19 protein-coding genes and 1 tRNA gene are annotated in these 22,911 nt (G+C 68.5%); 12 read left to right on the top strand and 8 right to left on the bottom strand.

Going from position 1 to position 22,911, the window contains the following annotated elements; translation table 11 throughout:
* The first annotated feature begins 31 nt into the window (after positions 1 to 31).
* Positions 32 to 1,567, top strand: a complete 1,536-nt coding sequence (der, locus tag E5679_RS04630; protein ID WP_138413893.1) for a ribosome biogenesis GTPase Der — start codon at positions 32 to 34, stop codon at positions 1,565 to 1,567.
* Between the two features lie 3 nt (positions 1,568 to 1,570).
* Here the strand turns inward: der and E5679_RS04625 are convergent, their stop codons facing one another.
* The gene (locus E5679_RS04625; RefSeq protein WP_138413892.1) at positions 1,571 to 2,689 is read right to left on the bottom strand and encodes an ABC transporter permease; all 1,119 of its coding nucleotides are present in this window, start codon (positions 2,687 to 2,689) and stop codon (positions 1,571 to 1,573) included.
* A 104-nt stretch (positions 2,690 to 2,793) separates the two neighbouring features.
* Between E5679_RS04625 and E5679_RS04620 the strand changes: the two genes are divergently transcribed.
* Entirely contained in the window at positions 2,794 to 3,390 is a 597-nt protein-coding gene (locus E5679_RS04620) for a TetR/AcrR family transcriptional regulator (protein ID WP_138413891.1), read from the top strand.
* Positions 3,391 to 3,496: 106 nt separating this feature from the next.
* A tRNA-Pro gene (locus E5679_RS04615) sits at positions 3,497 to 3,573 on the top strand.
* An 81-nt stretch (positions 3,574 to 3,654) separates the two neighbouring features.
* Here the strand turns inward: E5679_RS04615 and E5679_RS04610 are convergent.
* From E5679_RS04610 to E5679_RS04590, 5 genes are read right to left on the bottom strand one after another with little or no spacing between them, the layout of a single operon-like run.
* Positions 3,655 to 4,842 (bottom strand): VWA domain-containing protein, encoded by a 1,188-nt coding sequence (locus tag E5679_RS04610; protein ID WP_138413890.1) that lies wholly within the window; start codon positions 4,840 to 4,842, stop codon positions 3,655 to 3,657.
* On the bottom strand, positions 4,835 to 7,108 hold the full coding sequence (locus E5679_RS04605) for a DUF5682 family protein (RefSeq protein ID WP_138413889.1): 2,274 nt from the start codon (positions 7,106 to 7,108) through the stop codon (positions 4,835 to 4,837). Before E5679_RS04605 ends, E5679_RS04610 begins: the two co-directional genes overlap by 8 nt.
* A 4-nt stretch (positions 7,109 to 7,112) precedes the next feature.
* Complete coding sequence (locus tag E5679_RS04600; RefSeq protein WP_138413888.1) at positions 7,113 to 8,231, bottom strand: ATP-binding protein; 1,119 nt, start codon at positions 8,229 to 8,231, stop codon at positions 7,113 to 7,115.
* Entirely contained in the window at positions 8,228 to 9,679 is a 1,452-nt protein-coding gene (locus tag E5679_RS04595) for a DUF5691 domain-containing protein (RefSeq protein ID WP_138413887.1), read from the bottom strand. The genes E5679_RS04600 and E5679_RS04595 overlap by 4 nt, the downstream gene beginning before the upstream one ends.
* A complete protein-coding gene (locus tag E5679_RS04590) occupies positions 9,676 to 10,971 on the bottom strand; it encodes an SWIM zinc finger family protein (RefSeq protein ID WP_138413886.1) in 1,296 nt (431 codons plus the stop codon). The genes E5679_RS04595 and E5679_RS04590 overlap by 4 nt, the downstream gene beginning before the upstream one ends.
* Positions 10,972 to 11,044: 73 nt before the next feature.
* On the opposite strand from E5679_RS04590, the gene E5679_RS04585 reads away from it, so the two are divergent.
* From E5679_RS04585 to E5679_RS04575, 3 genes are all read left to right on the top strand, one after another.
* Positions 11,045 to 11,590 carry a DinB family protein gene (locus E5679_RS04585; protein WP_138413885.1) on the top strand — a complete coding sequence of 182 codons (546 nt, stop codon included), beginning with the start codon at positions 11,045 to 11,047 and terminating at the stop codon, positions 11,588 to 11,590.
* A 46-nt stretch (positions 11,591 to 11,636) separates the two neighbouring features.
* On the top strand, positions 11,637 to 12,686 hold the full coding sequence (locus E5679_RS04580) for an LLM class flavin-dependent oxidoreductase (protein ID WP_138413884.1): 1,050 nt from the start codon (positions 11,637 to 11,639) through the stop codon (positions 12,684 to 12,686).
* A 123-nt stretch (positions 12,687 to 12,809) separates the two neighbouring features.
* Complete coding sequence (locus tag E5679_RS04575; RefSeq protein ID WP_138413883.1) at positions 12,810 to 14,225, top strand: MFS transporter; 1,416 nt, start codon at positions 12,810 to 12,812, stop codon at positions 14,223 to 14,225.
* Between the two features lie 76 nt (positions 14,226 to 14,301).
* Here the strand turns inward: E5679_RS04575 and E5679_RS04570 are convergent, their stop codons facing one another.
* Complete coding sequence (locus tag E5679_RS04570) at positions 14,302 to 15,210, bottom strand: Fpg/Nei family DNA glycosylase (protein WP_138413882.1); 909 nt, start codon at positions 15,208 to 15,210, stop codon at positions 14,302 to 14,304.
* Between the two features lie 195 nt (positions 15,211 to 15,405).
* Between E5679_RS04570 and gcvH the strand changes: the two genes are divergently transcribed.
* The 5 genes from gcvH to E5679_RS04545 all read left to right on the top strand — a co-directional run bounded on the left by gcvH (position 15,406) and on the right by E5679_RS04545 (position 18,353).
* Positions 15,406 to 15,792, top strand: coding sequence for a glycine cleavage system protein GcvH (gcvH, locus tag E5679_RS04565; RefSeq protein ID WP_138413881.1), 387 nt, complete (start codon positions 15,406 to 15,408; stop codon positions 15,790 to 15,792).
* Positions 15,793 to 15,823: 31 nt separating this feature from the next.
* The gene (locus E5679_RS04560; protein WP_249335951.1) at positions 15,824 to 16,309 is read left to right on the top strand and encodes an FHA domain-containing protein; all 486 of its coding nucleotides are present in this window, start codon (positions 15,824 to 15,826) and stop codon (positions 16,307 to 16,309) included.
* Positions 16,310 to 16,318: 9 nt separating this feature from the next.
* The gene (ftsR, locus tag E5679_RS04555; RefSeq protein WP_138413879.1) at positions 16,319 to 17,044 is read left to right on the top strand and encodes a transcriptional regulator FtsR; all 726 of its coding nucleotides are present in this window, start codon (positions 16,319 to 16,321) and stop codon (positions 17,042 to 17,044) included.
* A complete protein-coding gene (locus E5679_RS04550; RefSeq protein ID WP_138413878.1) occupies positions 17,044 to 17,550 on the top strand; it encodes a bifunctional nuclease family protein in 507 nt (168 codons plus the stop codon). Before ftsR ends, E5679_RS04550 begins: the two co-directional genes overlap by 1 nt.
* 206 nt (positions 17,551 to 17,756) lie before the next feature.
* On the top strand, positions 17,757 to 18,353 hold the full coding sequence (locus E5679_RS04545; protein WP_138413877.1) for a MerR family transcriptional regulator: 597 nt from the start codon (positions 17,757 to 17,759) through the stop codon (positions 18,351 to 18,353).
* A gap of 105 nt (positions 18,354 to 18,458) precedes the next feature.
* Here the strand turns inward: E5679_RS04545 and E5679_RS04540 are convergent, their stop codons facing one another.
* Positions 18,459 to 19,283: a ParA family protein gene (locus E5679_RS04540; protein ID WP_138413876.1), complete on the bottom strand. Its 825-nt coding sequence runs from the start codon at positions 19,281 to 19,283 to the stop codon at positions 18,459 to 18,461.
* 214 nt (positions 19,284 to 19,497) lie between these two features.
* On the opposite strand from E5679_RS04540, the gene E5679_RS04535 reads away from it, so the two are divergent.
* Complete coding sequence (locus E5679_RS04535; protein WP_138413875.1) at positions 19,498 to 22,899, top strand: pyruvate carboxylase; 3,402 nt, start codon at positions 19,498 to 19,500, stop codon at positions 22,897 to 22,899.
* The last annotated feature ends 12 nt before the right edge of the window (positions 22,900 to 22,911 follow it).

Raw genomic sequence — 22,911 nt, 5'->3', positions numbered from 1 at the left:
GGGCCGCACAAGCATTAAGGAGAACCCACCCATGAGCGAAGCCACCGGCGATATCGCCGCTGAGGACTACGAGCCCGAGGGCAGCGACCAGATCGCCGAGCACCTCGCAGAGATGGGCGACGACGAGGCCGAACGGCGCGCCGCCGCGCTCCGCGCCGGGCTCGACGACTACGAGCTCGACGAGGAGGACGCGCGCCTTCTCGCCGAAGAGGGTGAGGAGTGGGACGCCGACACCCCCACTCGGATGGACCCGGTCCTCGCGATCATCGGGCGTCCGAACGTGGGCAAGTCCACGCTCGTGAACCGCATCCTCGGGCGCCGCGAGGCCGTCGTCGAGGACGTGCCGGGCGTGACCCGCGACCGCGTCTCCTATCCCGGAGAGTGGAACGGGCGGAAGTTCACGCTCGTGGACACCGGAGGGTGGGAGCACGACGCCCGCGGCATCCACGCTTCCGTCGCCGAGCAGGCTGAGATCGCGGTGAGCATGGCGGATGCCGTGCTGTTCGTCGTCGACTCGACGGTCGGGGCGACCGCCACGGACGAAGCTGTGGTGCGGATGCTGCGCAAGGCGAAGAAGCCCGTGCTGCTCGTGGCCAACAAGGTCGACGACTTCGCGCAGGAGTCCGACGCTGCGGTCCTGTGGGGCCTTGGCTTCGGCCAGCCGTACCCGGTCTCCGCGATGCACGGCCGCGGCGTGGCTGATCTTCTGGACGCCGCCATGGAAGTCCTTCCGGAGTTCTCTGCGATCGCAGGGCTCGAGCGTTCCGGTGGTCCGAGGCGCGTTGCGCTGATCGGCCGCCCGAACGTGGGGAAGTCATCGCTCCTGAACAAGCTCGCTGGCTCCGAGCGCGTCGTGGTGAACGAACTTGCCGGAACCACGCGCGATCCGGTCGACGAGTACATCGAGCTCGGCGGCCGGGTGTGGCGGTTCGTGGACACGGCCGGCATCCGCCGACGGCAGCACATGGCCAAGGGCGCCGAGTACTACGCATCTCTGCGGACGCAGGCCGCGCTCGAGAAGGCGGAGGTCGCCGTCGTCTTGCTCGGAGCGGACGAGGTGCTCGCTGAGCAGGATGTGCGCATCATCAACCTCGCGATCGAGTCCGGCCGCGCGCTTGTCATCGCGTTCAACAAGTGGGATCTCATGGACGACGAGCGGCGCCGCTGGCTCGAGCGCGAGATCGAGAAGGATCTCGCCCATGTCGATTGGGCGCCCCGCGTGAACCTGTCCGCGAAGACGGGGTGGCACCGCGATCGCCTCGTGCCCGCGCTCGACAAGGCTCTCGCCGGCTGGGACACCCGCATCCCGACCGGCAAGCTCAACGCCTTCCTCGGCGAACTCGTGGCGGCCCACCCGCACCCGGTGCGCGGCGGGAAGCAGCCGAGGATCCTCTTCGGAACGCAGGCCCAGAGCCGGCCGCCGAAGTTCGTCCTCTTCACCACCGGCTTCCTCGACCCCGGCTACCGCCGCTTCATCACCCGTCGTCTCCGCGAGACCTTCGGTTTCGAGGGGACGCCGATCGAGATCAGCATGCGGGTCCGCGAGAAGCGGTCGCGGAAGAAGTAGAAGCTACACCTCGACCGGCGCGGGCTCATTGCGGTGGCGGCCGACGGCGATGAGCACCACGCCTGCCACGGCCCACCCAGCGAGCACGAGCCAGGGGAGCAGCGAGTCGGCCGAGGGGAAGTAGGAGAGGTTCCGCAGGAGTGTGCCTGAGGCGCCGGGGACGAGCCATTGCCCGACGTCGCCCCATGGCGCGGGGAGGAACTCCTTGGGCAACGTGAGCGCCGAAAGCGGGTTGCCGATGAGCATGGTGATGACGGCGCCGACCGCGATCCCTGCCCGGCCGATCAGCGCATTCAGCCCCGCGATGAAGGCGGCTGTTGCCGCGATGCCGAGCCCGATCGCGCCGGCGTTGATCCAGAAGCTGCCCTGGAGCACATGGAACCAGCCCTGGAGGATGCCGGCCAGCCCGAGACCGCCCACCACGCCGTAGGCGAGGACGGCTCCGATCCGCCGCCACGTCCCCGAGACGAACAGCGAGATCAGGATGCCGCCGATCATGCCGCCCATGGCGAGCGGCAGGCCGGCGATAGCGAGTCCCGTCCCGCGCGGGTCATCGGAGGAGAGAGGCACGACGTCGGTCACGGTCACCGTCGGCGTGGCGGCCCCTGCCTGCTGGGCGCCTGCCTGCGGGGCGCCGGCCGGGGGAGTGGCGCCCCGGGCCTGCTGCAATGTCTGCTTCAACTGGGCGATCACCTGTTGATCGATCTGCTGCTGCAGTTGGCTGCCCATCTGGTTCAGCGCTTGGTACGCGACCGGGCTGGCGGCGCTCGCCACGAGGATCTCGGGGTTCTGCCCGAAAACGATCGCCCCATAGATCTCTCGCCGCTGAATCTGCGCGATCGCCTCGTCGCGGTTCGCTGCCGATCGGAGGTCGAGCGCTCCCTCCGGCGCCTTCGACGCGATCTGGCTGATCTGGTCCGAGTTCCCGACGGCGGCGATCGGGAGGTGCTGCACCTTCGCCGTGACGTTGGGCCATGCGAAGGCAAGGAGCACGACGCAGACCGCTGCGGCGGCAAGGATCGCCGCCCGTAGCGCGTGAAGCCAGGGAGTCTGGGAGGTGGTGGCCTTCGCGGCCGGGCGGTCGGAATGGGCTGGGGTCTGCGCGACGGTGCCAGCGGACATGACGAGTCCTCTCGAGGTCTCCAAGAAAACGAATGCTCATTCACTATTGTCGACGCTCGCTGTAGGCTGTCAAGAACGGATATTCGTTTTTCTCAGGAGAGGGCATGCCGAAGGTCAGCGAAGAGCATCGCGAGGCGATGCGCCGTCGAATCCAGGACGCCGCACTGGCCTGTGTCGCCCGGAAGGGATTTGCGGCGGCGTCGATGGCGGACATCGTCGCCGAGGCCGGGCTCTCGGCGGGCGCTGTATACGTCTACTACAAGGGCAAAGAGCAGTTGACGGTCGACGTCGGCCGGCGCGTTCTCGAGGAGCGGCTCGCCATCTTGGATGTGCTGGGGGATTCGACGCCGGTGCCCCCGCCGCATGAAGTCATCCCCGCGATCATGGCGGGCTTGCCGAAGACCCAGTTCTTCCCCGGCATCGCTCTGCAGGTGTGGGGCGAGGCGGTGCACAGCGAGCAGCTCGGTGAGGTGGCGCAGACCATCATCGCCGAAGTGACAAGCCACATCTCGGGGTATCTCGCGGCGTGGCTCGCCTCGGCTCGCGCGCTCGAGCACGACGACGCCGCCGCCGAAGCGCGAAGGCTCGCGCCCGCCGTCGTCGGCCTCGTCCAGGGGTACATTGTGCAAGTCGCTTTCGCGGGCGGAGGCATCGAGGAGCGGTATCTCGACTCCGTCCGCGCCCTGCTCCAGGCCCTGTGAACGAAGGCCCGCCGGCGGGCTCGTCGATTCGCGCTGGGACGGCTCCTCGTATATGCTGAAGCGGTTGCTTGAACGGGCGCGAACAGCGAGAACGGGCAGGCACTTTCGGGCTGTAGCGCAGCTTGGTAGCGCACTTGACTGGGGGTCAAGGGGTCGCAGGTTCAAATCCTGTCAGCCCGACCATGAAGCCGCGGGAACCATATGGTTCCCGCGGCTTTTGTTGCTGAGACCTGGGCTGTTGGGCCCCGGCCGTCTGTAAGGAGCTCAGGCCGGCCCCGCCGTCACGATACCCTGCGCCGCCGCCCAAGCGCCGATGTCGCGCCGCTCGATCGCGGCGGCCATGAGTTCGGGGAACTGATCTGGCGTGCACGCGAAGGCGGGCACTCCGATCTCGGCGAGGGCGGCTGCATGATTGGCGTCGAAGGACGGGTGGCCGCTGTCGCCTAATGCCAAGAGGGCGATGAAGGTAGCGCCTGACCCGACGATCGAAGCCGCTCGTCGCAGCATCTCCTCGGCGATCCCTCCCTCGTAGAGATCGCTGATGAGGACGAGGATCGTCTCGGCGGGTCTCGCGATCTGGCTCTGGCAGTAGGCGAGGGCCCGGTTGATATCCGTGCCGCCACCCAGCTGCACGCCGAAGAGGACGTCCACGGGATCGTCCAGCTCGTCCGTCAGATCGACAACCTCGGTGTCGAAGACGACGAGTCGGGTGCGGACGGACCGCAGCGAACTGAGCACCGCGCCGAACACGCTCGAATACACCACGGACTCCGCCATTGACCCTGACTGGTCGATGCAGAGGATGATTTCTCGCTGCACTTGGCTCGTGTTCCGCGTGTAGCCGATGAGCCGTTCGGGCACAACGGTCCGGTACTCGGGCTGGTAGTGCTTGAGATTCGCTGCGATGGTGCGGTTCCAGTCGATGTCGCGATGCCGAGGGCGACGCGTCCTGGCCGCGCGGTTCAAAGCTCCGGTGACTGCTTGGACTGTCTTGGAACGGAGCCGCTCCTCGAGCTCTCGCGTGACGTGCCGGACAACCTGCCGTGCTGTCTCGCGCGAGCGTTGGGGGATCGCCCGACCCAGGCCGACCAGAGTCGTCACCAGCCCGATGTCGGGCTGCACCGTCCGCAGCATCTCCGGCTCGAGCAGCAGTTGGCGCAGGCCGAGGCGGTCCATGGCGTCGCCTTGCATCACCTGCACGACCGTCGACGGAAAGTAGGTGCGGATGTCCCCGAGCCAGCGGGCAACTCGAGGGCTTGAGGCGCCCATTCCGCCGGGCCCCTTCGCCGGGGCGTCGTACAGCGCGCCGAGGGCCTGGTCCCGGCGCACGTCGTCGGCCGAGAGGGCAAGTGGCTCTCCGGTTTCGCCAGACACCCCGTCGGCGTCATCACCCCCGAGGATGAGCCGCCACCTTCGCAGCCTCTCGCGGGCCCCGGGGTCGGGATCAGTCACGGTGTGCCTCCCATCCGAGGTATCGGGCCATCGTGCGAATGGCTGGCCCGGCTCGCGTCAGATCGAGCTCTTCCGCCGGTCGATTCGGGGAGCTATCGCCGCTGCTGAGCTGCTCGCCGATCTCGCGACGCTCCGGTCGCGAGAAGTCGGAGAAGGTCCTTCGCAGCAGCGGCAGCACATCATCGAAGACCTCGTCCTGAACAGCCGAGACCCACTCGTCCACGAGGCCCAGGAGCCGGCGATCGTGCATCAGCAGGACGGCATTGCCGGAGAGCAGGCCGTCCAGCCACGCCGCGGCCTCGGGGCCGGGCGTCGCGATGGAGAGCCGGCGGCTGAGCCGCGCTGCGAGCGCCTCGCGGTCCACCAGCCCGGCGTCCAGGAGGAGGCGTGTGGCGCGGCCTGCCACGGAACCGTGAATCCGGTCTGAGCCCGCCACGGCCGCCAAGGCTTGATGCCAGTCGTCGTGAGGCATCTCGGGCAGCAGCGTGAGACCAGTCTGGGCCGAGTCGATGGCCCGACGCATGACGGCGGCAGCGTCGTCGTCGAGTCCGGCGCAGGCGGTGGGGAGGCCGACGCAGGCACGGATGGCCGTGGCGTCGAGAATCCGCCGGACCTCGGCGACGTCGACCCCGCGGACGTTCCCGTACCGGCAGGTCCGGGCGAGCGGGGCGATGGTCATCAGCAGCGCAGCAACGTCCTCCTGATGGGCGGCCCGTTCGGCGAGCACGGACACGACGTGGCTGATTCCCGCGGGGAGGTCCGCCAGGAGGCAAGCGCCGAGCAGTTCGCTCAGCTCGGCCAGGCTGTCGGCGGACTGCGCCCGTTCTGCCACGCACGCGGAGGCGGCCGAGTCCACGGTCGTGCCATACCGGCTTGCGTCGACGAGTTCGACGGCGAATTCCGGCTGCCATCGCAGGGCCCAGCCCTCCTTGAACGTGCCCGTGGTCCGCCCGGTCTCGACGGGGCGTCCCCACGGCACGCCGAGCAGGGTCAGCCGGTGCAGAAGCACCGAGCGTGCCAGCTGGTTCGGTTTGCGGAGGTCGAGGGTGAGGACTTCTTCGACTGCGCTCGGGGTCAGGCGGAGCCTGCGCTGGGCCGCAGCAAGGTCAGCCGCCAGGGGAACTGTCGGGGCGGCGTCGGGCACGCGCCCGAGCTCGTGCCCCACGGTGAGCTCTCGGTGCACGACGGTGAGCGGCACCGTGGAGCCCTCGCAGAGGACTGCCTGGACGGCGTCGTCGAGTTCAGCCAGCCCCGGCGCGGGCCGGCCGCGAATCGCGGCCACGGCACTGGCCATCCGTTGGGCCTCCACGAGGGAGGCCGGCGGGGCATCGAGATTCTCGCGCCGCAGGGCATGGGCGACCCGGACGAGCCACGACGTCGCAACGTCAGCCCCGCTGGCGGAGGAGTTCTGCCAGTGCTCGAAGAGGTGCTGGTACCAGCCCGGGGAAGCAATTCCCGCCCCGTACCCGCTTGAGAGGCTCAGCCGAGAAGAGGTCCACGGCACCCAGGTCGCGGCGACCTTCACCTTCGGAAGGCCCGCCAAGAGCTTGTTGTCGGCAGAGGCCGGAGGAAAATCCGCCGGGACGAGCGCAGGAGCGTGATAGGCGCCGCAGACCACCGCAACCCGTCCATGTCCCTCACGGACCGCCCCCCGTATCACCCGTCGCATCGCGGCTTCCCGCACGGCATTCTGGACGACGTCGGGGTCGTCGTCGGGCCGATCATCCACGGCTCGAATCTCGGCGATGGCATCGGTCAGAGCGGCGAAGCGCTCGATGGGACCGGCGTCACGATGCTCGACCGCGTCCTCCCACCAGCGCTCGGCATCCGAATACCCCGCGGCGTCGGCGAGCATCCCGATCGCGTCTGGACGATACAGCGAGCGGCTGCCTCCGCCGTCGTCCTCCGGGGAAGCCGCGGCGACGGGCCCCTTCGGGGTGAGGTGCAGCGCAAGGCTGTTCGCGGCGGGCAGGTCCATCATCCGCACGGGAGTCGCGGTCGCGAGGGACCATCGAAGCGCGACCCACTCAGGGGAGAAGCTCGCGAGCGGGTAGAACGAGGCGAGGTGGGGCTGCTCGACGGCGTAGATCAGCGCGGCCACGGGCGGCGTCATCCCGGGATCCGCAGCAAGCGGGGCAACGCCGTCGAGTTCGGTCGGCCCCTCAATCAGGACGAGATCCGGGCGGATCACCGTGAGCGCCTCGGCGACCGACCGAGCGGAACCCGGGCCGTGATGGCGAACGCCGAGGAGATGGACGTCGGCCATGCGGTCAGCTGGACCGGTCGGAGGTCTCGAGGTCGCGGCACGCCCGGTACAGGTCCATCCAGTCCGGCCGGTTCCGCACAACCGTCTCGAGGTACTCCTGCCAGACCACGAGGTCCTGCACGGGGTCCTTGACCACCGCGCCGACGAGGCCCGCCGCCACGTCCTCGGCCCGCACCGTCCCGTCGCCGAAGTGGGCCGCGAGCGAGAGGCCGTTCGTCATCACCGAGATCGCCTCGGCGGTGGAGAGCGTGGCCGACGGCGACTTGAGACTCGTGCGCTGATCCTCCGTCCTGCCTGCGCGCAGCTCGCGCATGACGGTCACGACGCGGCGGATCTCGTGGAGCGCCGCGAGATCCGCCGGCAGCTCCAGCGCGGCGCCGAGGCTGCGGACGCGGGTCGTCACGATCTCGACCTCCTGCTCGAGGCTGTCGGGCAGTGGAAGGATCACCGTGTTGAAGCGACGGCGGAGTGCGGAGGAGAGATCGTTGACGCCCTTGTCGCGGTTGTTCGCCGTGGCGATGACGTTGAAGCCCTTCCGGGCCTGCACCTCTGCATTGAGTTCCGGGATCGGCAGCGTCTTCTCACTCAAAATGGTGATGAGGGAATCCTGCACGTCCGAGGGAATGCGAGTGAGTTCCTCGACCCGGACCAGACTCCCGGATTCCATGGCGCGCATGACCGGGCCCGCCACGAGGGCCGAACGGCTGGGTCCCTCGGCCAGTAGCCGGGCATAGTTCCATCCATAGCGCAGCGCCTCCTCGGGGGTGCCAGCCGTGCCCTGCACCACGAGCGTCGAGGATCCCGAGATCGCCGCGGCCAGATGCTCGCCAAGCCACGTCTTCGCCGTGCCCGGCACGCCGAGCAGCAGGAGCGCCCGGTCGGTGGCCAGGGTCGCCACCGCGATCTCGACCAAGCGGGCCGACCCGAGGTACTTCGGGCTGATCTGCGTCCCGTCAGGGAGTGCGCCCCCGAGCACGTACGTCATCACAGCCCACGGCGACAGACGCCAGCTAGGAGGTCGCGGCCGGTCGTCGGCCGCGGCCAGCGCGGCGAGCTCTGAGGCGTAGGCGTCCTCTGCGTGGGCGCGGAGAATGCCGACCGCAGCGTCTGGGGCATCGGTCATAAGAAGGCCTCCGTGATCGATTGACGAAACGACTGGTACTGGACAACGTCTCGGAGAACGCGGCGCCGCGCGTCGTCGTCGGCACGCTCAAGGAGGCGACGGCAGCGCTCGGCGGCCTGGGCCGGGAGTGCCACGGGAAGGAAGGGTGCAAGCATCATCGCGAGAGGGGAGCCGTTCTTCCCCATCAACTCCTCGAGGATGTCCTGTGCCAGAGGGACTCCCCACGGAGTCGGCAGGTCTCTCAGGGCTGGCACCAGCGCGACCGGCTGCACCGTTCCCCTGCCGAGCAATCCTCGGATGGCGAGCTCGCGCTCGCCGGCCGGAAGGCACCGAACAAGGCGCAGGTCGGCCCGGACGTCCAGGAGCGCCCGCACCCAGTCCAGGTCGGCACGGAGCACTGCGGTAGCGACAATCGTCTCCATCACGCGCTTCTCGGTACTGAGCAGGGCCAGAGCGGAGGCGGGGCTGCCGCCCGCGGCCTCGCTCCACACGTCTAGAGGCGCCCCACGGATGATCGCGTCGAGCCGTTGGAGAAGATCTGGTTCGCCCGTGCGCGGGCGTGGGGCAATGCCGTCGCGAACAGCCAGGGCATCGGGCTCCGGGGGCAGCGAGATCTCGAACTGCTTCCGCAGGATGCCTCTAACCCGCAGCAGGGGACGCAACCTGGCTGCCATGCGCCCTGCCCGTGCGCTGTGGGGGAGCCTGTCGAGCAAACCGGCGGCGGTCTCGCGGACACCCTTGGCCTTGTCGTCGAGGGCCCGCTCAAGGAGATCCTCATCCTCGGGGCCGAGATTCGTTGCGAGTACTCCAAGATGTGTGGCCCGTTCGCGGGCGCCGAGGGAGTCCCAGTGCTCCCCGAGCAGGTTGCGCGCGGCCGCGGGATCGGCGACCCGGAGCCGCGCAAGGTGCGCAGTCGCCTCGGAGCTGGGGAGCTCTCCCCACTCGGTCCCGGGGCCGGCGGAAGGCTCGCGGCGGATCGGCTCGCCGAGGAGCCCCTGAAGCCATGTGCCCCTGACCCCGATCGCGGGGTGGAGATGCTCCGCCACGGCCGGGTTGGTGTCGGCGAGCGCGATCAGCGGCGGGAGCAGCCCGTGCGGCACACGCCGGGCGGCTTCCGCGGCGAGGTCCAGCCAGTCCATCACGAGCCGGAGACTCAGGTCGCGGCTCACGGGCGGTTGGGTCAGGAGGAGCTCGAGCAGCCGTGCGGCTTCAGGGGGCGCGGGTGGGAGGTCGTCGGGCGGTGCTGCGGGGACATCATCCGCGTCCCGTCGCTGGGCCCTGCGCGACGCCCGCGTGATGGCGTCGGCGAGCGCTGCCTGATCCAAGAGCGAGTCCTCAGTAGGGCGCCCCTCAGGAGGATGAACCTCCAACCCGGGAGGCGGAGCGGGAGCGGGGCGGCGCGCGGTGCCCACGACCGCCGTCGTCCGCAGCTCGGCGAGCCAGCTCACGCGGTGACCACCTCGCCGTCGACCACCAGGGAGAGCGGCCGAACCCGACCATCCTCGAGTTCGCCGAAGATCTCCACGGGATGGCCGCCGGTGAGCGCGAGGAGCGAGGTGAGCGAGCCGCCGAGGATCGGGAGGGCTTCCCCGGCACGGTCGCGAAGCCAGCCCGGATTGCCCGGGCTCACCCGCACGCCGCCGAGCAGCACGGGGTGGCGGTCTCGCCACGGTGAGCGGGCGACGGCGGCCGCCTCCGCCTCGAGCGCGTCGGCAATGCCGCCTCCCTCACCCAGGGTTGCCTCCACGCCCCGAGGGAGAATGGGGCCGGTGAACAGGGCCCGTCGGGGGGCCGAGCCGGGATATCTGGCGACGGTGACGTCGAGGACCGCGCCCGCGAGCTGCGGCACGGCGAGGGTCTGCCCCTGGGCAGCGAAGTCGAGGACGACCACGATTTCGCCCTCCGGGCCCCGCAGCCAGGTGCGTTGCTGCTGGAGCCGCCCGTCGTCGCTGCGGTGTGCCCCGAGCACGAGCCAGGGGCCCGGGAGGGACTCAGCCGCCTCGACTTCGGCCGACGCCATGGCCCACCCGATGGTGGCCCGCAGGTCCGCCAGCTCGGCGGGGCCCAGTTCGTCACGGAGCGACCATGCCTTCGTGACCGCCCACCACCGGCCGGCGCGCAGCAGCAGGTGATCCGCCCAATCGACCCGCGCATGGACCTCGGAACCCATCTCCCGCACCTGTTCCGCAAGGCCCGGGAGCTGAGCGTCCACGAGGCGAGCGGCGGTGTTGTCCCACCACGAGTAGGGCTGGGTGCGGGCGGCGGCGAGCCCGGTCCGCGCGAGGTCCATGAGCCAGAGGGCAAAATCCGACATCCCGGAGTCCATGAGCGCGAGGCGGTCTTCCAGCCGCTTCGCCTGCGCCGCAGGGTCCGGGGACCCTGCGGACCGCCGTTCCTGAGCGGCGGCCCGTTTCGTGCGCTCGCCAGCCCATTGCGCGGCGTAGTCGGAAGCCTGTGCGCCGGCTTCCGCTGCCTCGCCCCGAGCCCAGAGGAGGAGCAGCGCCAGCGCGTGCTTGCAGGGGAATTTCCTGCTCGGGCACGAGCAGCGGTAGGCGGGGGCGACGACGTCAATGCTCACCTGGTACGGGGCCTTTCCGCTGCCCTGGCACTTGCCCCACACCAGGACTTCGGTGCTCCCGGTGTCCGACCACGGTCCCGGGCGGGCGAGTTTCCGTGCCGCGGCGACGGACGCCTGATCGGGCGCGGCGGCGATCACCCTGTCCTCAGTCCACCGCCCCATGACGCTCATCCTCTTCCGTCAGGGAACTGGGCCGCAAGGGGGCCTTTCCGCGGCGGCCCGGTAGCGTACCCGCATGAGCATCCCTTCCCCTGACGCAGACGACCGTCTCGAGCCGCCCCTGAAGGGGAGCGAAGCCGAGACGCTCGTCGGCTTCCTCGAGTACCAGCGCGCCACGCTCGAGAGGAAGTGCCGCGGCCTCAGCGACGAACAGCTCCGGGCGACCCTTCCGCCGTCGACCATGACGCTCGGCGGCCTGCTCAAGCATCTCGCCTACGTCGAGGACGGCTGGTGCGCCGAGGTGCTCGGCGGGCAGCCGATGTCAGAACCTTGGGCGAGCGTGGACTGGGAAGCGGACCGCGACTGGGAGTGGCACAGCGCGAAGGACGACGACGGCGCGAGCCTCCGCGCGCTGTGGGCAGAGCGGGTCGCGCGGTCGAGGGAGATCATCGGCGGGCTCCTCTCGCGCGGCGACGGCGCGCTCGCGGACGTGTTCGACGACGACGGCCGCCGCCTGGTCTCCCTGCGCTGGGTCCTGACCCATCTCATCGAGGAATATGCGCGTCACAACGGCCACGCCGACCTGATCCGGGAATCCATCGACGGCGCGACAGGGGAGTGATTCCACGGCGGGAATGCCGGCGGGCTCCAGCGGGTTAGGGGCTCATGTGAAAGCCTTCGGATTCCTCTCGTTCGGCCACTACGGACCGTTCCGCGGCTCGCAGACGCCAACCGCGGCGGACATGATCCGCCAGACCATCGACCTCGCCGTCGGGGCCGACGAGATCGGTGTGAACGGGGCCTACGTGCGCGTCCATCACTTCGCGCCCCAGCAGGCCTCGCCCATCCCGCTGCTCAGTGCCATGGCGGCCCGGACCCAGCGGATCGAAGTGGGGACCGGCGTCATCGACTTCAGGTACGAGAATCCCCTCTACTTCGCCGAGGAGGCGGCTGCCCTCGACATCATCGCCGGTCATCGCATCGCCCTCGGCATCAGCCGGGGCTCGCCCGAGCCCGCCCTCAGAGGCTATGAGGCCTTCGGATACACCGGATCCGCGGATCCGCGCGGGGCAGATCTGGCGCGCGAGAAGTTCGAGCTGTTCCTTCGGGCGATCGACGGCGAGGGGGTGGCGGACGCCGATCCCCACCAGTTCGCAACCGGCACCAAACTGCCGGTCGAACCCCGCTCGCCCGGATTGAGGGACCGGATCTGGTGGGGGAGCGGCACCCGGAGCACCGCGGAATGGACCGGCATGCTCGGGCTCAACCTCATGAGCTCCACGCTGCTCACCGAGGACGCGGGGGTTCCGTTCCACGAACTCCAACGCGAGCAGATCGACCGATACCGTGCCGCCTACAAGGAGGCCGGGCATACGCGTGCGCCGCGCGTCTCGGTGAGCCGGAGCATCTTCCCGATCGTGACCTCGCGGGACGCCATGTACTTCGGCTCTCGTCCGGAAGGGGATCAGGTGGGCATCATCGACGGCTTCCGATCAACCTTCGGCAAGACGTACGCCGCCGAGCCGGACGATCTCATCGAACAGCTCAGGAAGGACACGGCGGTCATGGCGGCGGACACCGTCATGCTCACCGTCCCGAACCAGCTCGGCGTCGAGTACAACCTGCACATCCTCAGCGCTTTCGCGGAGCACGTCGCTCCCGCGCTCGGGTGGAAGTCCAACACCGAAGGCCCGGTTCAGGGGGATCCGATCGCGTGAAGCGGGCACATTCTGGATTCAATCTTCGCGAAGCCGGGTAAGCGGACCAGTGGGCCCGGTCTACCGGGACGGTAACGGAGTCTCGTGAGGCGCCACGAAGACCCCACGACACAAGGGGCGAAGATGGACCAAGCCACAATCCGTCGGCTGTCCGATGAGGCAACCGAAGTCCTCCTGAACAAACCCGGGACCACGTCCAGCTTCAGAGGCGGCTGGATGATGATCGCCACGATCCTCATCGAGGCATGGGATCTCTACGCGATCTCCTTCGTCCTGGTCTTCATCACTGCGGAATACCACCCGACACCCACCGAGCTGGGGCTCGTGACCGCCGGCGTCCAAGGCGGCGCGCTCATCGGGGCACTGATCGGCGGCTACGTCGCAGACCGGTTGGGTCGCAAAGCGGTCTTCATCCTCACGATGGTGCTGTTCATCGTGCTGGCGATCGTCCAAGGCTTCTCGGTCAGCGTGTGGGACCTGATCATCGTCCGGTTCCTCATCGGCATCCCGCTGGGCAGCGACATCTCCAACGGCTACGCCTACATCATGGAGTCGATGTCCAAGGGCGCCCGCGAGGTCATGGGCAGCCGCTGGCAGTTCATGTTCGGCCTCGGCGAGGTCTTCTCGATCGTGGTCATCACCATCATGTACGTGACCGGCATGCCGCACGAGATCCTGTGGCGCGTCGCGCTCGCCATTGGCGCCGTCCCGGCGCTCATCCTGCTCCTCGCGCGGCTCAACCTGCCAGAGACCCCGATGTCGCTGATCCACCGAGGGCAGTTCATCAAGGCCAAGGAAGTCTCACAGCGCCTCTTCGACGATCCGCTCGAGATGCTCCCGAACCACGACGTCGAGATCGAGAAGTCCAAGGTGAGCGACTTCCTCAGGGTGATCTGGGCCGACCCGATCAAGCGGCGGGCCACGATCTTCGGCTGGATCTCGAACGCCTGCCAGGGTGCCGAGTTCACTGCGTTCGGCTTCTACCTTCCGGTCATCCTCGTCACTGCGGGCGTCGGCGTTGCCGGCAGCGGCGCGAGCTCGAACATCACGGGAACGAACCTCGTCACGGCCGCGATCTACGTCCTCGCGACGATCTCGGGTTTCGTGGCCCCGATCATGATCGCGAAGATCGGGCATAAGGGCGTGGCGATGTGGGGCTTCGGCCTGGCCTTCCTCGGCCTGATCGTGGGCGCGTTCGCCCTGGGGGCCAACATCCAGTGGCTCATCGTCATCGGCGCGTGTGTGCTGATGTGGGGCCACTACTGGGACGCCTCGAACGGCATGACGATCACCTCGATGGTCGCGCCGTCGCGGTTCCGGGCCACGGCCTCGGGTTTCGGCTACGTGTTCGTGAAGGGCGCTTCGTTCTTCGGAGCGTTCGTGTTCCCGATCATGACCGCTTCCTGGGGCAAGGTTGGGGCGACGCTCGCCGTCTCGATCCTCTCCCTGATCGGCTTCCTCTCGGCATGGCTCATCCTCCCGGAGCTGTACGGCTACGTGGACCGCGAGGAACAGAAGGCGGAGATCGGGCGGGCCTGATCCACGCTCCCCTCATAGGAAGGAGCTCCTCGGCTTGGCCGAGGAGCTCCTTCCTATTTGAGGAACTTCGACGTGCCTATTTGAGGAACTTCGACGTGGTCCTGTCGGCGAGGATCTTGCCGCCGGTCTGGCACGTCGGGCAGTACTGCAGGGCGCTGTCGGAGAAGGTCACCTCGCGGATCGTGTCACCGCACACGGGGCACGGCTCGCCGGTTCGACGGTGGACTCGCATGGTCCGGCGCTTCTCATCCTTGAGCTCGTCCGGCGCGTGGCCCAGCGCGTCGCCGACAGCGTCCTCGAGGGTCGTCCGCAGCGATGTGTAGAGGCGAGAGGTCTCCTCGTCGTCCAGAGTCGAAGCGATGGCAAAGGGGGAGATCTTCGCCGCGTGCAGGATCTCGTCGCTGTAGGCGTTGCCGATCCCGGCGATGGTCTTCTGGTCCCGCAGGAGTCCCTTGATCTGCTGTCTGCGGTTGAGGAGCCCGCGGAACCGCTCGAGCGTGAACTCGGGCTCGAGCGGTTCGGGGCCGAGGTCGGCGATCGCGGGCACGTCCTCGAGCCTGCGCACGATGAAGATGGCGAGGCGCTTCCACGTTCCGGCCTCGGTGAGGTCGATGCCGGTGACCTCGTCGTCGCGGACGAACCCGAAGCGTGCCGCAACGTAGCCCTTCCCGCGGACGGGAGTCGGCTCAGGGAGCTGGTCGGAGATCCGCATCCACCCGGCGAGCGAAAGGTGCACGACGACGAAGATCCGGGCTTCGTCGTCGTCCTTCGGTTCGTCTGCATCGCCGCCGGGGGAGGTGTTGAGGACGACGAACTTCCCCCGCCGGCCCACGGATTCCACCCGACGCCCCACGAGGGAGGTGTACGGGGGATCAGCCGTCTTGAGGGCATGGATGGCCGGGAAGCGTGCCTGCTCGATCGTTGCGCCCTTGAGCCGCTCGTCGAGATACGCCGCGAGTGCCGTGACCTCTGGGAGTTCGGGCATTGCCATCCCTTTCCTCAGCGCTTGGTAACCCTCCTGCCACCGTCCATCGTCCCAGAAAATGACGCACCGAACAGGGGGAAACGGCGCACTGAGCAGGGGAAACGTTGTGCCTATACTTTCTGCGATACCGCCCAGTCGCGATGAATTTTCCGCCGACGAAATTTCCGGGCACCGCTTCGACGAAAGGCGAGCACCATGAGCAATGTCCCCGCCGACCTCTCCTACACCGCCGAGCACGAGTGGGTGGCCACGTCCAGCGAGGACGGCGTGGTGCGAGTGGGCATCACCGATTTCGCGCAGGACGCTCTCGGCGACGTCGTCTATGTCCAGGTGCCGGAAGTCGGCACTGAGGTAAGCGCGAATGCGGTCGTCGGCGAGGTCGAATCGACCAAGAGCGTGAGTGACATCTACGCCCCGGTCGGTGGGACGATCGTGGCCCGCAACGAGGCGCTCGACGGCGATCCGGCGCTCGTGAACAGCGATCCGTACGGCGAGGGCTGGCTCTTCGATGTCCGGCTCAAGGACGCGTCGGAGGTCGACGATCTGCTCAGTGCATCCCAGTACGAACAGCAGGTAGGGTAGAAATCTGGGGATACACCGAAGAGGAGGAATGATGGGCAGCGAGGAGCGTCGTGGTCTGGACGCGGGAGAGGCCACGCAACGCGATGTCTCGGCGTCGGAGACGACGTCCATTCATCTGCCGCCCATTGGACAGGAGCCCCTCCGTACCCGTCAGCTGACGTCGGAGGAGGCCTCGGCCATTGCGGCTCTTCCGTTCGGCTCGGCCCTGCTGATCGCCCATTCCGGCCCGAACGCGGGGGCCCGCTTCCTGCTCGACTCCGCATCGACGACCGTGGGCCGGCATCCGAACGCGGACATCTTCCTCGACGACGTCACCGTCTCGCGACGCCACGCCGAGTTCCGCCGTGTCGACAACGGCGGATTCGAGGTTGTGGACGCGGGAAGCCTGAACGGAACCTACGTGAACCACGATCGCGTCGACCGGGTGACGCTGCGGACCGGCTCCGAGGTCCAGATCGGCAAGTTCCGTCTGACTTACTACCAGAGCCCTGCCCGCAACACGGCGAGGTCCGCCTAGGGGGAGCGCATGGCACTCGCTCATTCTGAGCGCAGGGGCGCGCCGAGCCTCAACATCGGGGATGTCCTCGCGGCCCTGGCCGACGAGTTCCCGGGCATGACGGCGTCGAAGATCCGCTTCTTGGAGGAGAAGGGCCTCATCTCGCCCCAGCGCACGCCCGCAGGCTACCGCCAATACGGGGAGCGCGATGTGGAACGTCTCCGGTTCGTTCTGGCCCTCCAGCGAGATCAGTACCTTCCGCTCAAGGTCATCAAGGACTATCTCGACGCCATCGACCGCGGCGAACGCCCCGAGAAACTCCCCGGGGGCTTGAGCCTCGCCCCCCGGGCGGTGAGCGATGAGGTCGCGGCGGAGCTGCAGACCACGCGTCCCCGCTCGCTCACCGAAGAGCAGCTCCGTGCCGAGTCCGGGGCAAGCGCCTCCTTCGTCGAGTCGCTTCGGAGCTTCGGGCTCATCGCCCCTGAGGACGACCGCTACGACGAGCACGCGCTCCAGGTGGCCCGTGCCTGCGTGCAGCTTGAGTCCCACGGGATCGAGCCGCGGCACCTCGGCCTGTTCCGCGCGGCCGCCGAGCGGGAATTCGGGTTGGTGGAGCGTGCGGTTGCACCCGTCGCCTCCCGCCGTGACGAAGCGGCGCGCGCCCGCACGGCTGAGACGGCCCGGGAGATCAGCGACCTGTGCCTGACGCTGCATCGGGCGCTCGTGCATGGCCGCATTTCCAGAATGGAGGGGTGATGATCGAAGTCGAGGTCGTGGGCGTGCGGATCGAGCTGCCGTCCAATCAGCCGCTCGTGCTCCTCAAGGAAAAGCACGGCGAGCGACACCTGCCCATCTGGATCGGCACGGCGGAGGCCAGTGCGATCGCCCTCGCCCAACAGCACGTGGTTCCTCCGCGCCCCCTCACGCATGATCTCCTCGTGAACGTGGTCCACGGCCTTGGACGTCAGGTGGTGAGCGCGACGATCGTGGCCGTCCAGGACAGCGTGTTCTACGCTCAGCTCGGGTTCGACGACGGAACGGTCATCGAGTCGCGCGCTTCAGACGCGCTTGCCGTGGCGCTGCGGGTGAGCTGTCGCATCTGGTGTGCCGACGCCGTCCTCGAGGAGGCCGGGGTGCAGCTAGCGGAGGGGAGCGAGGAAGGCACCGAGGAGGCGGCCCCGACCCCCGAGGAAGAGGAGCGCGAGATGCGACGTTTCCGGGAGTTCCTCGCCGATGTGGAGCCCGAGGACTTCGACGAATAGGCCGACACGGAAAGCCCCGAGGCCGGGGTCTTTGATTTCGGGACCCGCCCCCTCTAACGTCGTGAGTGGACGCTCCCATTGCATCGTTGGCCTTTTAGGGGCGACACTGGTAGTTGCGCTGATCGGTGTAATTACAGTGCTGCTCTTTCCGGGCCCCCTCTTGGGCGGTGCAGCATCCTCAGGGGGAGCGAGAGAAGGAGGGTGACGTGAGTCCCACCAAGGGCGAGCCAGGCCAGCTGCGTCAGATCAGCGGCCCCGGTGTCGATGTCCCCGTCGGGGAGCAGGGCCTGCTGTTCAGCGAGGACCTTCCTGTTCTCGACGAGGAGGCCGGCTACCGCGGTCCGACGGCGTGCAAGGCAGCTGGCATCACGTACCGCCAGCTCGACTACTGGGCCCGCACGGGTCTCGTTGAGCCCACCGTGCGCGGTGCGGCCGGCAGCGGCTCTCAGCGCCTCTACGGTTTCCGGGACATCCTCGTCCTGAAGGTGGTCAAGCGGCTGCTGGACACGGGTGTGTCCCTGCAGCAGATCCGCATCGCCGTGGGCCATCTCCGCGAGCGCGGGGTCGAGGATCTCGCGCAGATCACCCTGATGAGCGACGGGGCATCGGTGTACGAGTGCACCTCCGCTGACGAAGTGATCGATCTCGTCCAGGGCGGCCAGGGCGTGTTCGGCATCGCCGTGGGTCGCGTGTGGCGGGAGGTCGAGGGGAGCCTCGCGGAGCTCCCGAGCGAGCACGCGGAGGATCAGTCGTTCCCGGGCGATGAGCTGAGCCGCCGCCGCGCTGCGCGGAAGACCGGCTGAGCAGAGGACGACGGCGTCCGCAGCCTCACACACGAAGGGCACCCTTGCGGGTGCCCTTTTTTGTGGTTGTCAGTGTGTTTGTGGTTGTCAGTGTGCTCGTGGGTCTCAGCGAGCCGATCGGGAGCGGAACTCGCGGTTCTGCTTCATGACTGCGTCGAGGAGCTCGTCGTAGAGGGCAGCGGTGGTGCGAGCGGCGTCTCCGGGCCAGTGGTGCACGGCATGGGCCGCACCCTGAATCTGCTGCCAGTTCGCGAGTTCGGGAATGTTGGGCGTGAGGAGCAGCGGGCCGAACATCTGCTTCATCTCCTCGAGTCGGTAGGCGTGCTCCGTGGAGGACTGCCGAACGCGGTTGGCGATGATCCCCGCGGGGGCGAGCTTCGTTGCCGACTCTTGGCGGAACAGCTGAATGGCCCGCATGGTCCGCTCGGTGCCGGCAACGGAGAACAAGCCGGGCTCGGCAACGAGCAGAACCCTGTTGCTGGCTCCCCACGCCATTCGCGTCAAGCCGTTGAGCGAGGGTGGGCAGTCGATGAGGACCAGGTCATAGCCCTCGACGCCCTCGAGCACCGTGGAGAGCCGCTTGAGGTCGCGGCGCCCCAGATCCGGCCGGTCGTACACGCTGCTGAGGGAACCGCCGAAGGCGACATCGAGCTTGCGCTGCCCGCGTCCTTCCAAGCTGGCCGCGCGGCGAACCCAGCTGCTGCTGACCACGTTGTCGCTGAGTGGCGTCCTGCGGGGCGACTTCAGCATCCGCGCGATCTCGGCCTTGCCATCGGCGGCCACGCCTAAGGCCGTCGACGCATCGGCGTGGGGGTCGAGATCGACGACGAGGGTCGGGATGCCGGCGGCAAGGGCTGCGGAGGCGAGGCCGGTGGTGACCGAGGTCTTACCGACTCCACCCTTGAGGCTGCTGATGCTGACTACTTGCACTGGAGAATCCACTACCTCTATCCGCTGGCCGACCTTCACCATCCTAGTGGTCACTCGGGTGCACTCAGGTCCAGCCCTGCCACTTATGGCGCGGCACATTACATCCCCTGACGCCGTGATTCCAGCCACACCGCGTTGAGTTGGTAGTTTGCTTCGGTAGAGACTAGGCACCACCTAGCCGGACCCCTTTCAGTGCCCCCGATCAGGAGTCGACGTGTTCTCGAAAATCTTGGTGGCCAACCGCGGAGAGATCGCCATCCGAGCGTTCCGCGCTGGCTACGAACTTGGTGCCAAGACCGTGGCGGTCTTCCCCTATGAAGATCGAAATTCCATTCACCGTCAGAAGGCGGACGAGGCCTACCTCATTGGCGAGGAAGGCCATCCGGTCCGTGCATATCTCGACATCGACGAGATCATCCGCGTCGCCAAGGAAGCCGGAGCGGACGCGATCTATCCGGGTTACGGCTTCCTCTCGGAGAATCCGGACCTCGCCCGCGCGGCCGCCGAGGCGGGCATTACCTTCGTGGGCCCCCCGGCAGAGGTGCTGCAGCTCGCGGGCCACAAGGTCCACGCGCTGGAGGCGGCCCGGAAGGCCGGGATCCCGGTCCTGAAGTCGAGCGCGCCGAGCGCGGACGCCGAGGAGCTGATCGCTGCGGCGGATTCGATCGGCTTCCCCATCTTCGTCAAGGCCGTTGCGGGCGGCGGCGGTCGTGGCATGCGCCGCGTCGACACGCGGGAGGCCCTCCCCGAGGCCCTCAGTGCGGCCATGCGCGAAGCCGACGCGGCGTTCGGTGACCCCACTGTCTTCCTCGAGCAGGCCGTACTGCGCCCGCGCCACATCGAGGTGCAGGTCCTGGCCGACGGCGAGGGCAACGTGGTGCACCTCTTCGAGCGCGACTGCTCGCTGCAGCGCCGCCACCAGAAGGTCATCGAAATCGCGCCCGCCCCGCAGCTGGACGAGTCGATCCGCCAGGCCCTCTATGCGGACGCCGTCAAGTTCGCCAAGGCCCTCGGCTACGTCAACGCGGGAACGGTCGAGTTCCTGGTGGACACGGTCGGCGAGCGGGCCGGCCAGCACGTGTTCATCGAGATGAATCCGCGCATCCAGGTGGAGCACACCGTCACCGAGGAGGTCACCGACGTCGACCTGGTCCAGGCGCAGCTTCGCATTGCGTCGGGGGAGACCCTGGCGGACCTCGGCCTTTCCCAGGAGACGATCCAGCTCAAGGGCGCTGCCCTGCAATGCCGCATTACCACGGAAGATCCCGCGAATGGCTTCCGTCCCGACGTCGGGAAGATCACGGGCTACCGCTCCGCTGGCGGCGCGGGTGTCCGCCTTGATGGCGGAACTGTGTACCAGGGCGCGGAGATCAGCCCCCACTTCGACTCCATGCTCGTCAAGCTCACGTGCCGCGGCCGCGACTACGCCACGGCCGTCAAGCGCGCCCGGCGAGCCCTGGCGGAGTTCCGGATCCGCGGGGTCTCCACGAACATCCCGTTCCTGCAGGCCGTCCTTGACGACAGCGACTTCGTGGCTGGCAACGTAGCCACCTCGTTCATCGACGAGCGGCCCGAGCTTCTGCACGCCCGCAGCTCCGCCGACCGCGGCACCAAGCTCCTGAGCTGGCTCGCCGATGTGACGGTGAACAAGCCCCACGGCGAGCTCACGGTCCACGCCGACCCGCGGGACAAGCTCCCCGCGGTTGACCTGTCCAAGGCCCCTGCCGGATCGCGGCAGCGCCTCCTCGAGCTCGGCCCGGAGGGCTTTGCGAAGGCCCTGCGCGAGCAGACCGCGGTCGCCGTCACGGACACGACGTTCCGCGATGCGCACCAGTCGCTCCTCGCCACGCGCGTCCGGACCCGTGACCTCGTGGCCGCGGGGCCTGCAGTGTCCGTGCTGACCCCGCAGCTCCTCTCCGTCGAGGCGTGGGGCGGCGCGACCTACGATGTTGCGCTCAGGTTCCTCGGCGAGGACCCGTGGGATCGCCTCGCGGCTCTCCGCTCGGCCATCCCGAACGTCTGCATCCAGATGCTCCTGCGCGGGCGCAACACGGTCGGCTACACCCCGTACCCCGAGGAGGTCACGGACGCCTTCGTGAAGGAAGCGGCCGCGACGGGCATCGACATCTTCAGGATCTTCGACGCCCTCAACGATGTGAGCCAGATGGCTCCCGCGATCCGCGCTGTCCGGGAGACCGGCACTGCGGTCGCCGAAGTGGCCCTCTGCTACACCGGCGACCTTCTGGATCCCGAGGAGACGCTCTACACGCTCGACTACTACCTCGATCTCGCCCAGAGGATCGTGGATGCGGGTGCCCACATCCTCGCCATCAAGGACATGGCGGGCCTCCTGCGTCCGGCGGCCGCCGCGAAGCTCGTCTCGGCGCTCCGGGAGCGGTTCGACCTCCCGGTCCACCTCCACACGCACGACACCGCGGGCGGTCAGCTCGCCACGCTGCTCGCCGCAGTTGAGGCAGGGGTCGACGCCGTCGACGTCGCCTCGGCGTCACTCGCGGGCACGACGAGCCAGCCGCCGGCTTCCGCGCTCGTCGCGGCGCTCGCGCACACCCCGCGCGATACGGGGATCTCGCTCGAGGCAGTGAGCGCCCTCGAGCCGTATTGGGAAGCCGTGCGTCGCGTCTACGCGCCGTTCGAGTCGGGGCTCCCGGGGCCGACGGGCCGCGTGTACCGCCACGAGATCCCCGGCGGCCAGCTGTCCAACCTGCGCCAGCAGGCCATCGCGCTCGGCCTCGGGGAGCGGTTCGAGGCGATCGAGGACATGTACACCGCGGCGGATCGGATCCTCGGCCACCTGGTCAAGGTGACGCCGTCGTCGAAGGTCGTGGGCGACCTCGCGCTGCACCTCGTGGGCCTCAACGCGGATCCCGCGGACTTCCAGGAGAACCCGCAGAAGTACGACATCCCGGACTCCGTGATCGGCTTCCTCGGCGGCGAACTCGGCGACCCGCCCGGGGGCTGGCCCGAGCCGTTCCGCACGAAGGCGCTGCAAGGCCGGACCGTGAAGGTCCGCGAGGAGACCCTGAGCAGCGAGGATTCGGAGGCTCTTCGGGGCGACTCCGCGACGCGCCGGGCCACGCTCAACCGGCTCCTCTTCCCCGGCCCGACCAAGGACTACCTCACGAGCCGCGAGACCTACGGGAACCTGTCCGTGCTGGACACGCGCGACTACCTCTACGGGTTCCAGCGCGGCAAGGAGCACGTGATCGAGCTTGAGCGCGGCGTGCGCCTCATCGCGCAGCTCGAGGCGGTGTCCGAGCCCGACGAGAAGGGCATGCGGACGGTGCTCGCGCTGCTCAACGGCCAGTCGCGCCCGGTCTCGGTCCGCGACCGCTCCGTCGAGAGCAACGTGCAGCAGGCGGAGAAGGCCGATGCCTCGAACCCGGGCCACGTTGCCGCGCCGTTCGCTGGGGCCGTGACGGTCACCGCGAGGGAGGGCGACGTCGTCAAGGCCGGTGACACGGTCGCGACGATCGAGGCCATGAAGATGGAGGCCTCCATCACCACGCCGTCCGCCGGTCGCGTCTCGCGCGTCGTCATGAATGGCGTGCAGCAGGTCCAAGGCGGGGACCTCCTGTTGGTCGTGGCTCAGGGCTAGCCGACGGCGAAC

The sequence above is a fragment of the Sinomonas gamaensis genome (assembly GCF_005876955.1).
GTDB lineage: Bacteria > Actinomycetota > Actinomycetes > Actinomycetales > Micrococcaceae > Sinomonas > Sinomonas gamaensis.
Note: the sequence above shows the minus strand (reverse complement) of the source record. Positions and strands in the feature narration are given on the sequence as shown.

Bases quoted from the DNA above. Each gene is read 5' to 3' on its own strand.
- E5679_RS04600 (WP_138413888.1), bottom strand. From the start codon at position 8,231: ATGACCGATGCCCCAGACGCTGCGGTCGGCATTCTCCGCGCCCACGCA.
- E5679_RS04625 (WP_138413892.1), bottom strand. From the start codon at position 2,689: ATGTCCGCTGGCACCGTCGCGCAGACCCCAGCCCATTCCGACCGCCCG.
- E5679_RS04620 (WP_138413891.1), top strand. From the start codon at position 2,794: ATGCCGAAGGTCAGCGAAGAGCATCGCGAGGCGATGCGCCGTCGAATC.
- E5679_RS04575 (WP_138413883.1), top strand. From the start codon at position 12,810: ATGGACCAAGCCACAATCCGTCGGCTGTCCGATGAGGCAACCGAAGTC.
- ftsR (WP_138413879.1), top strand. From the start codon at position 16,319: ATGGCACTCGCTCATTCTGAGCGCAGGGGCGCGCCGAGCCTCAACATC.
- E5679_RS04605 (WP_138413889.1), bottom strand. From the start codon at position 7,108: ATGGCCGACGTCCATCTCCTCGGCGTTCGCCATCACGGCCCGGGTTCC.
- E5679_RS04590 (WP_138413886.1), bottom strand. From the start codon at position 10,971: ATGGGGCGGTGGACTGAGGACAGGGTGATCGCCGCCGCGCCCGATCAG.
- E5679_RS04570 (WP_138413882.1), bottom strand. From the start codon at position 15,210: ATGCCCGAACTCCCAGAGGTCACGGCACTCGCGGCGTATCTCGACGAG.
- der (WP_138413893.1), top strand. From the start codon at position 32: ATGAGCGAAGCCACCGGCGATATCGCCGCTGAGGACTACGAGCCCGAG.
- E5679_RS04585 (WP_138413885.1), top strand. From the start codon at position 11,045: ATGAGCATCCCTTCCCCTGACGCAGACGACCGTCTCGAGCCGCCCCTG.
- gcvH (WP_138413881.1), top strand. From the start codon at position 15,406: ATGAGCAATGTCCCCGCCGACCTCTCCTACACCGCCGAGCACGAGTGG.
- E5679_RS04560 (WP_249335951.1), top strand. From the start codon at position 15,824: ATGGGCAGCGAGGAGCGTCGTGGTCTGGACGCGGGAGAGGCCACGCAA.
- E5679_RS04550 (WP_138413878.1), top strand. From the start codon at position 17,044: ATGATCGAAGTCGAGGTCGTGGGCGTGCGGATCGAGCTGCCGTCCAAT.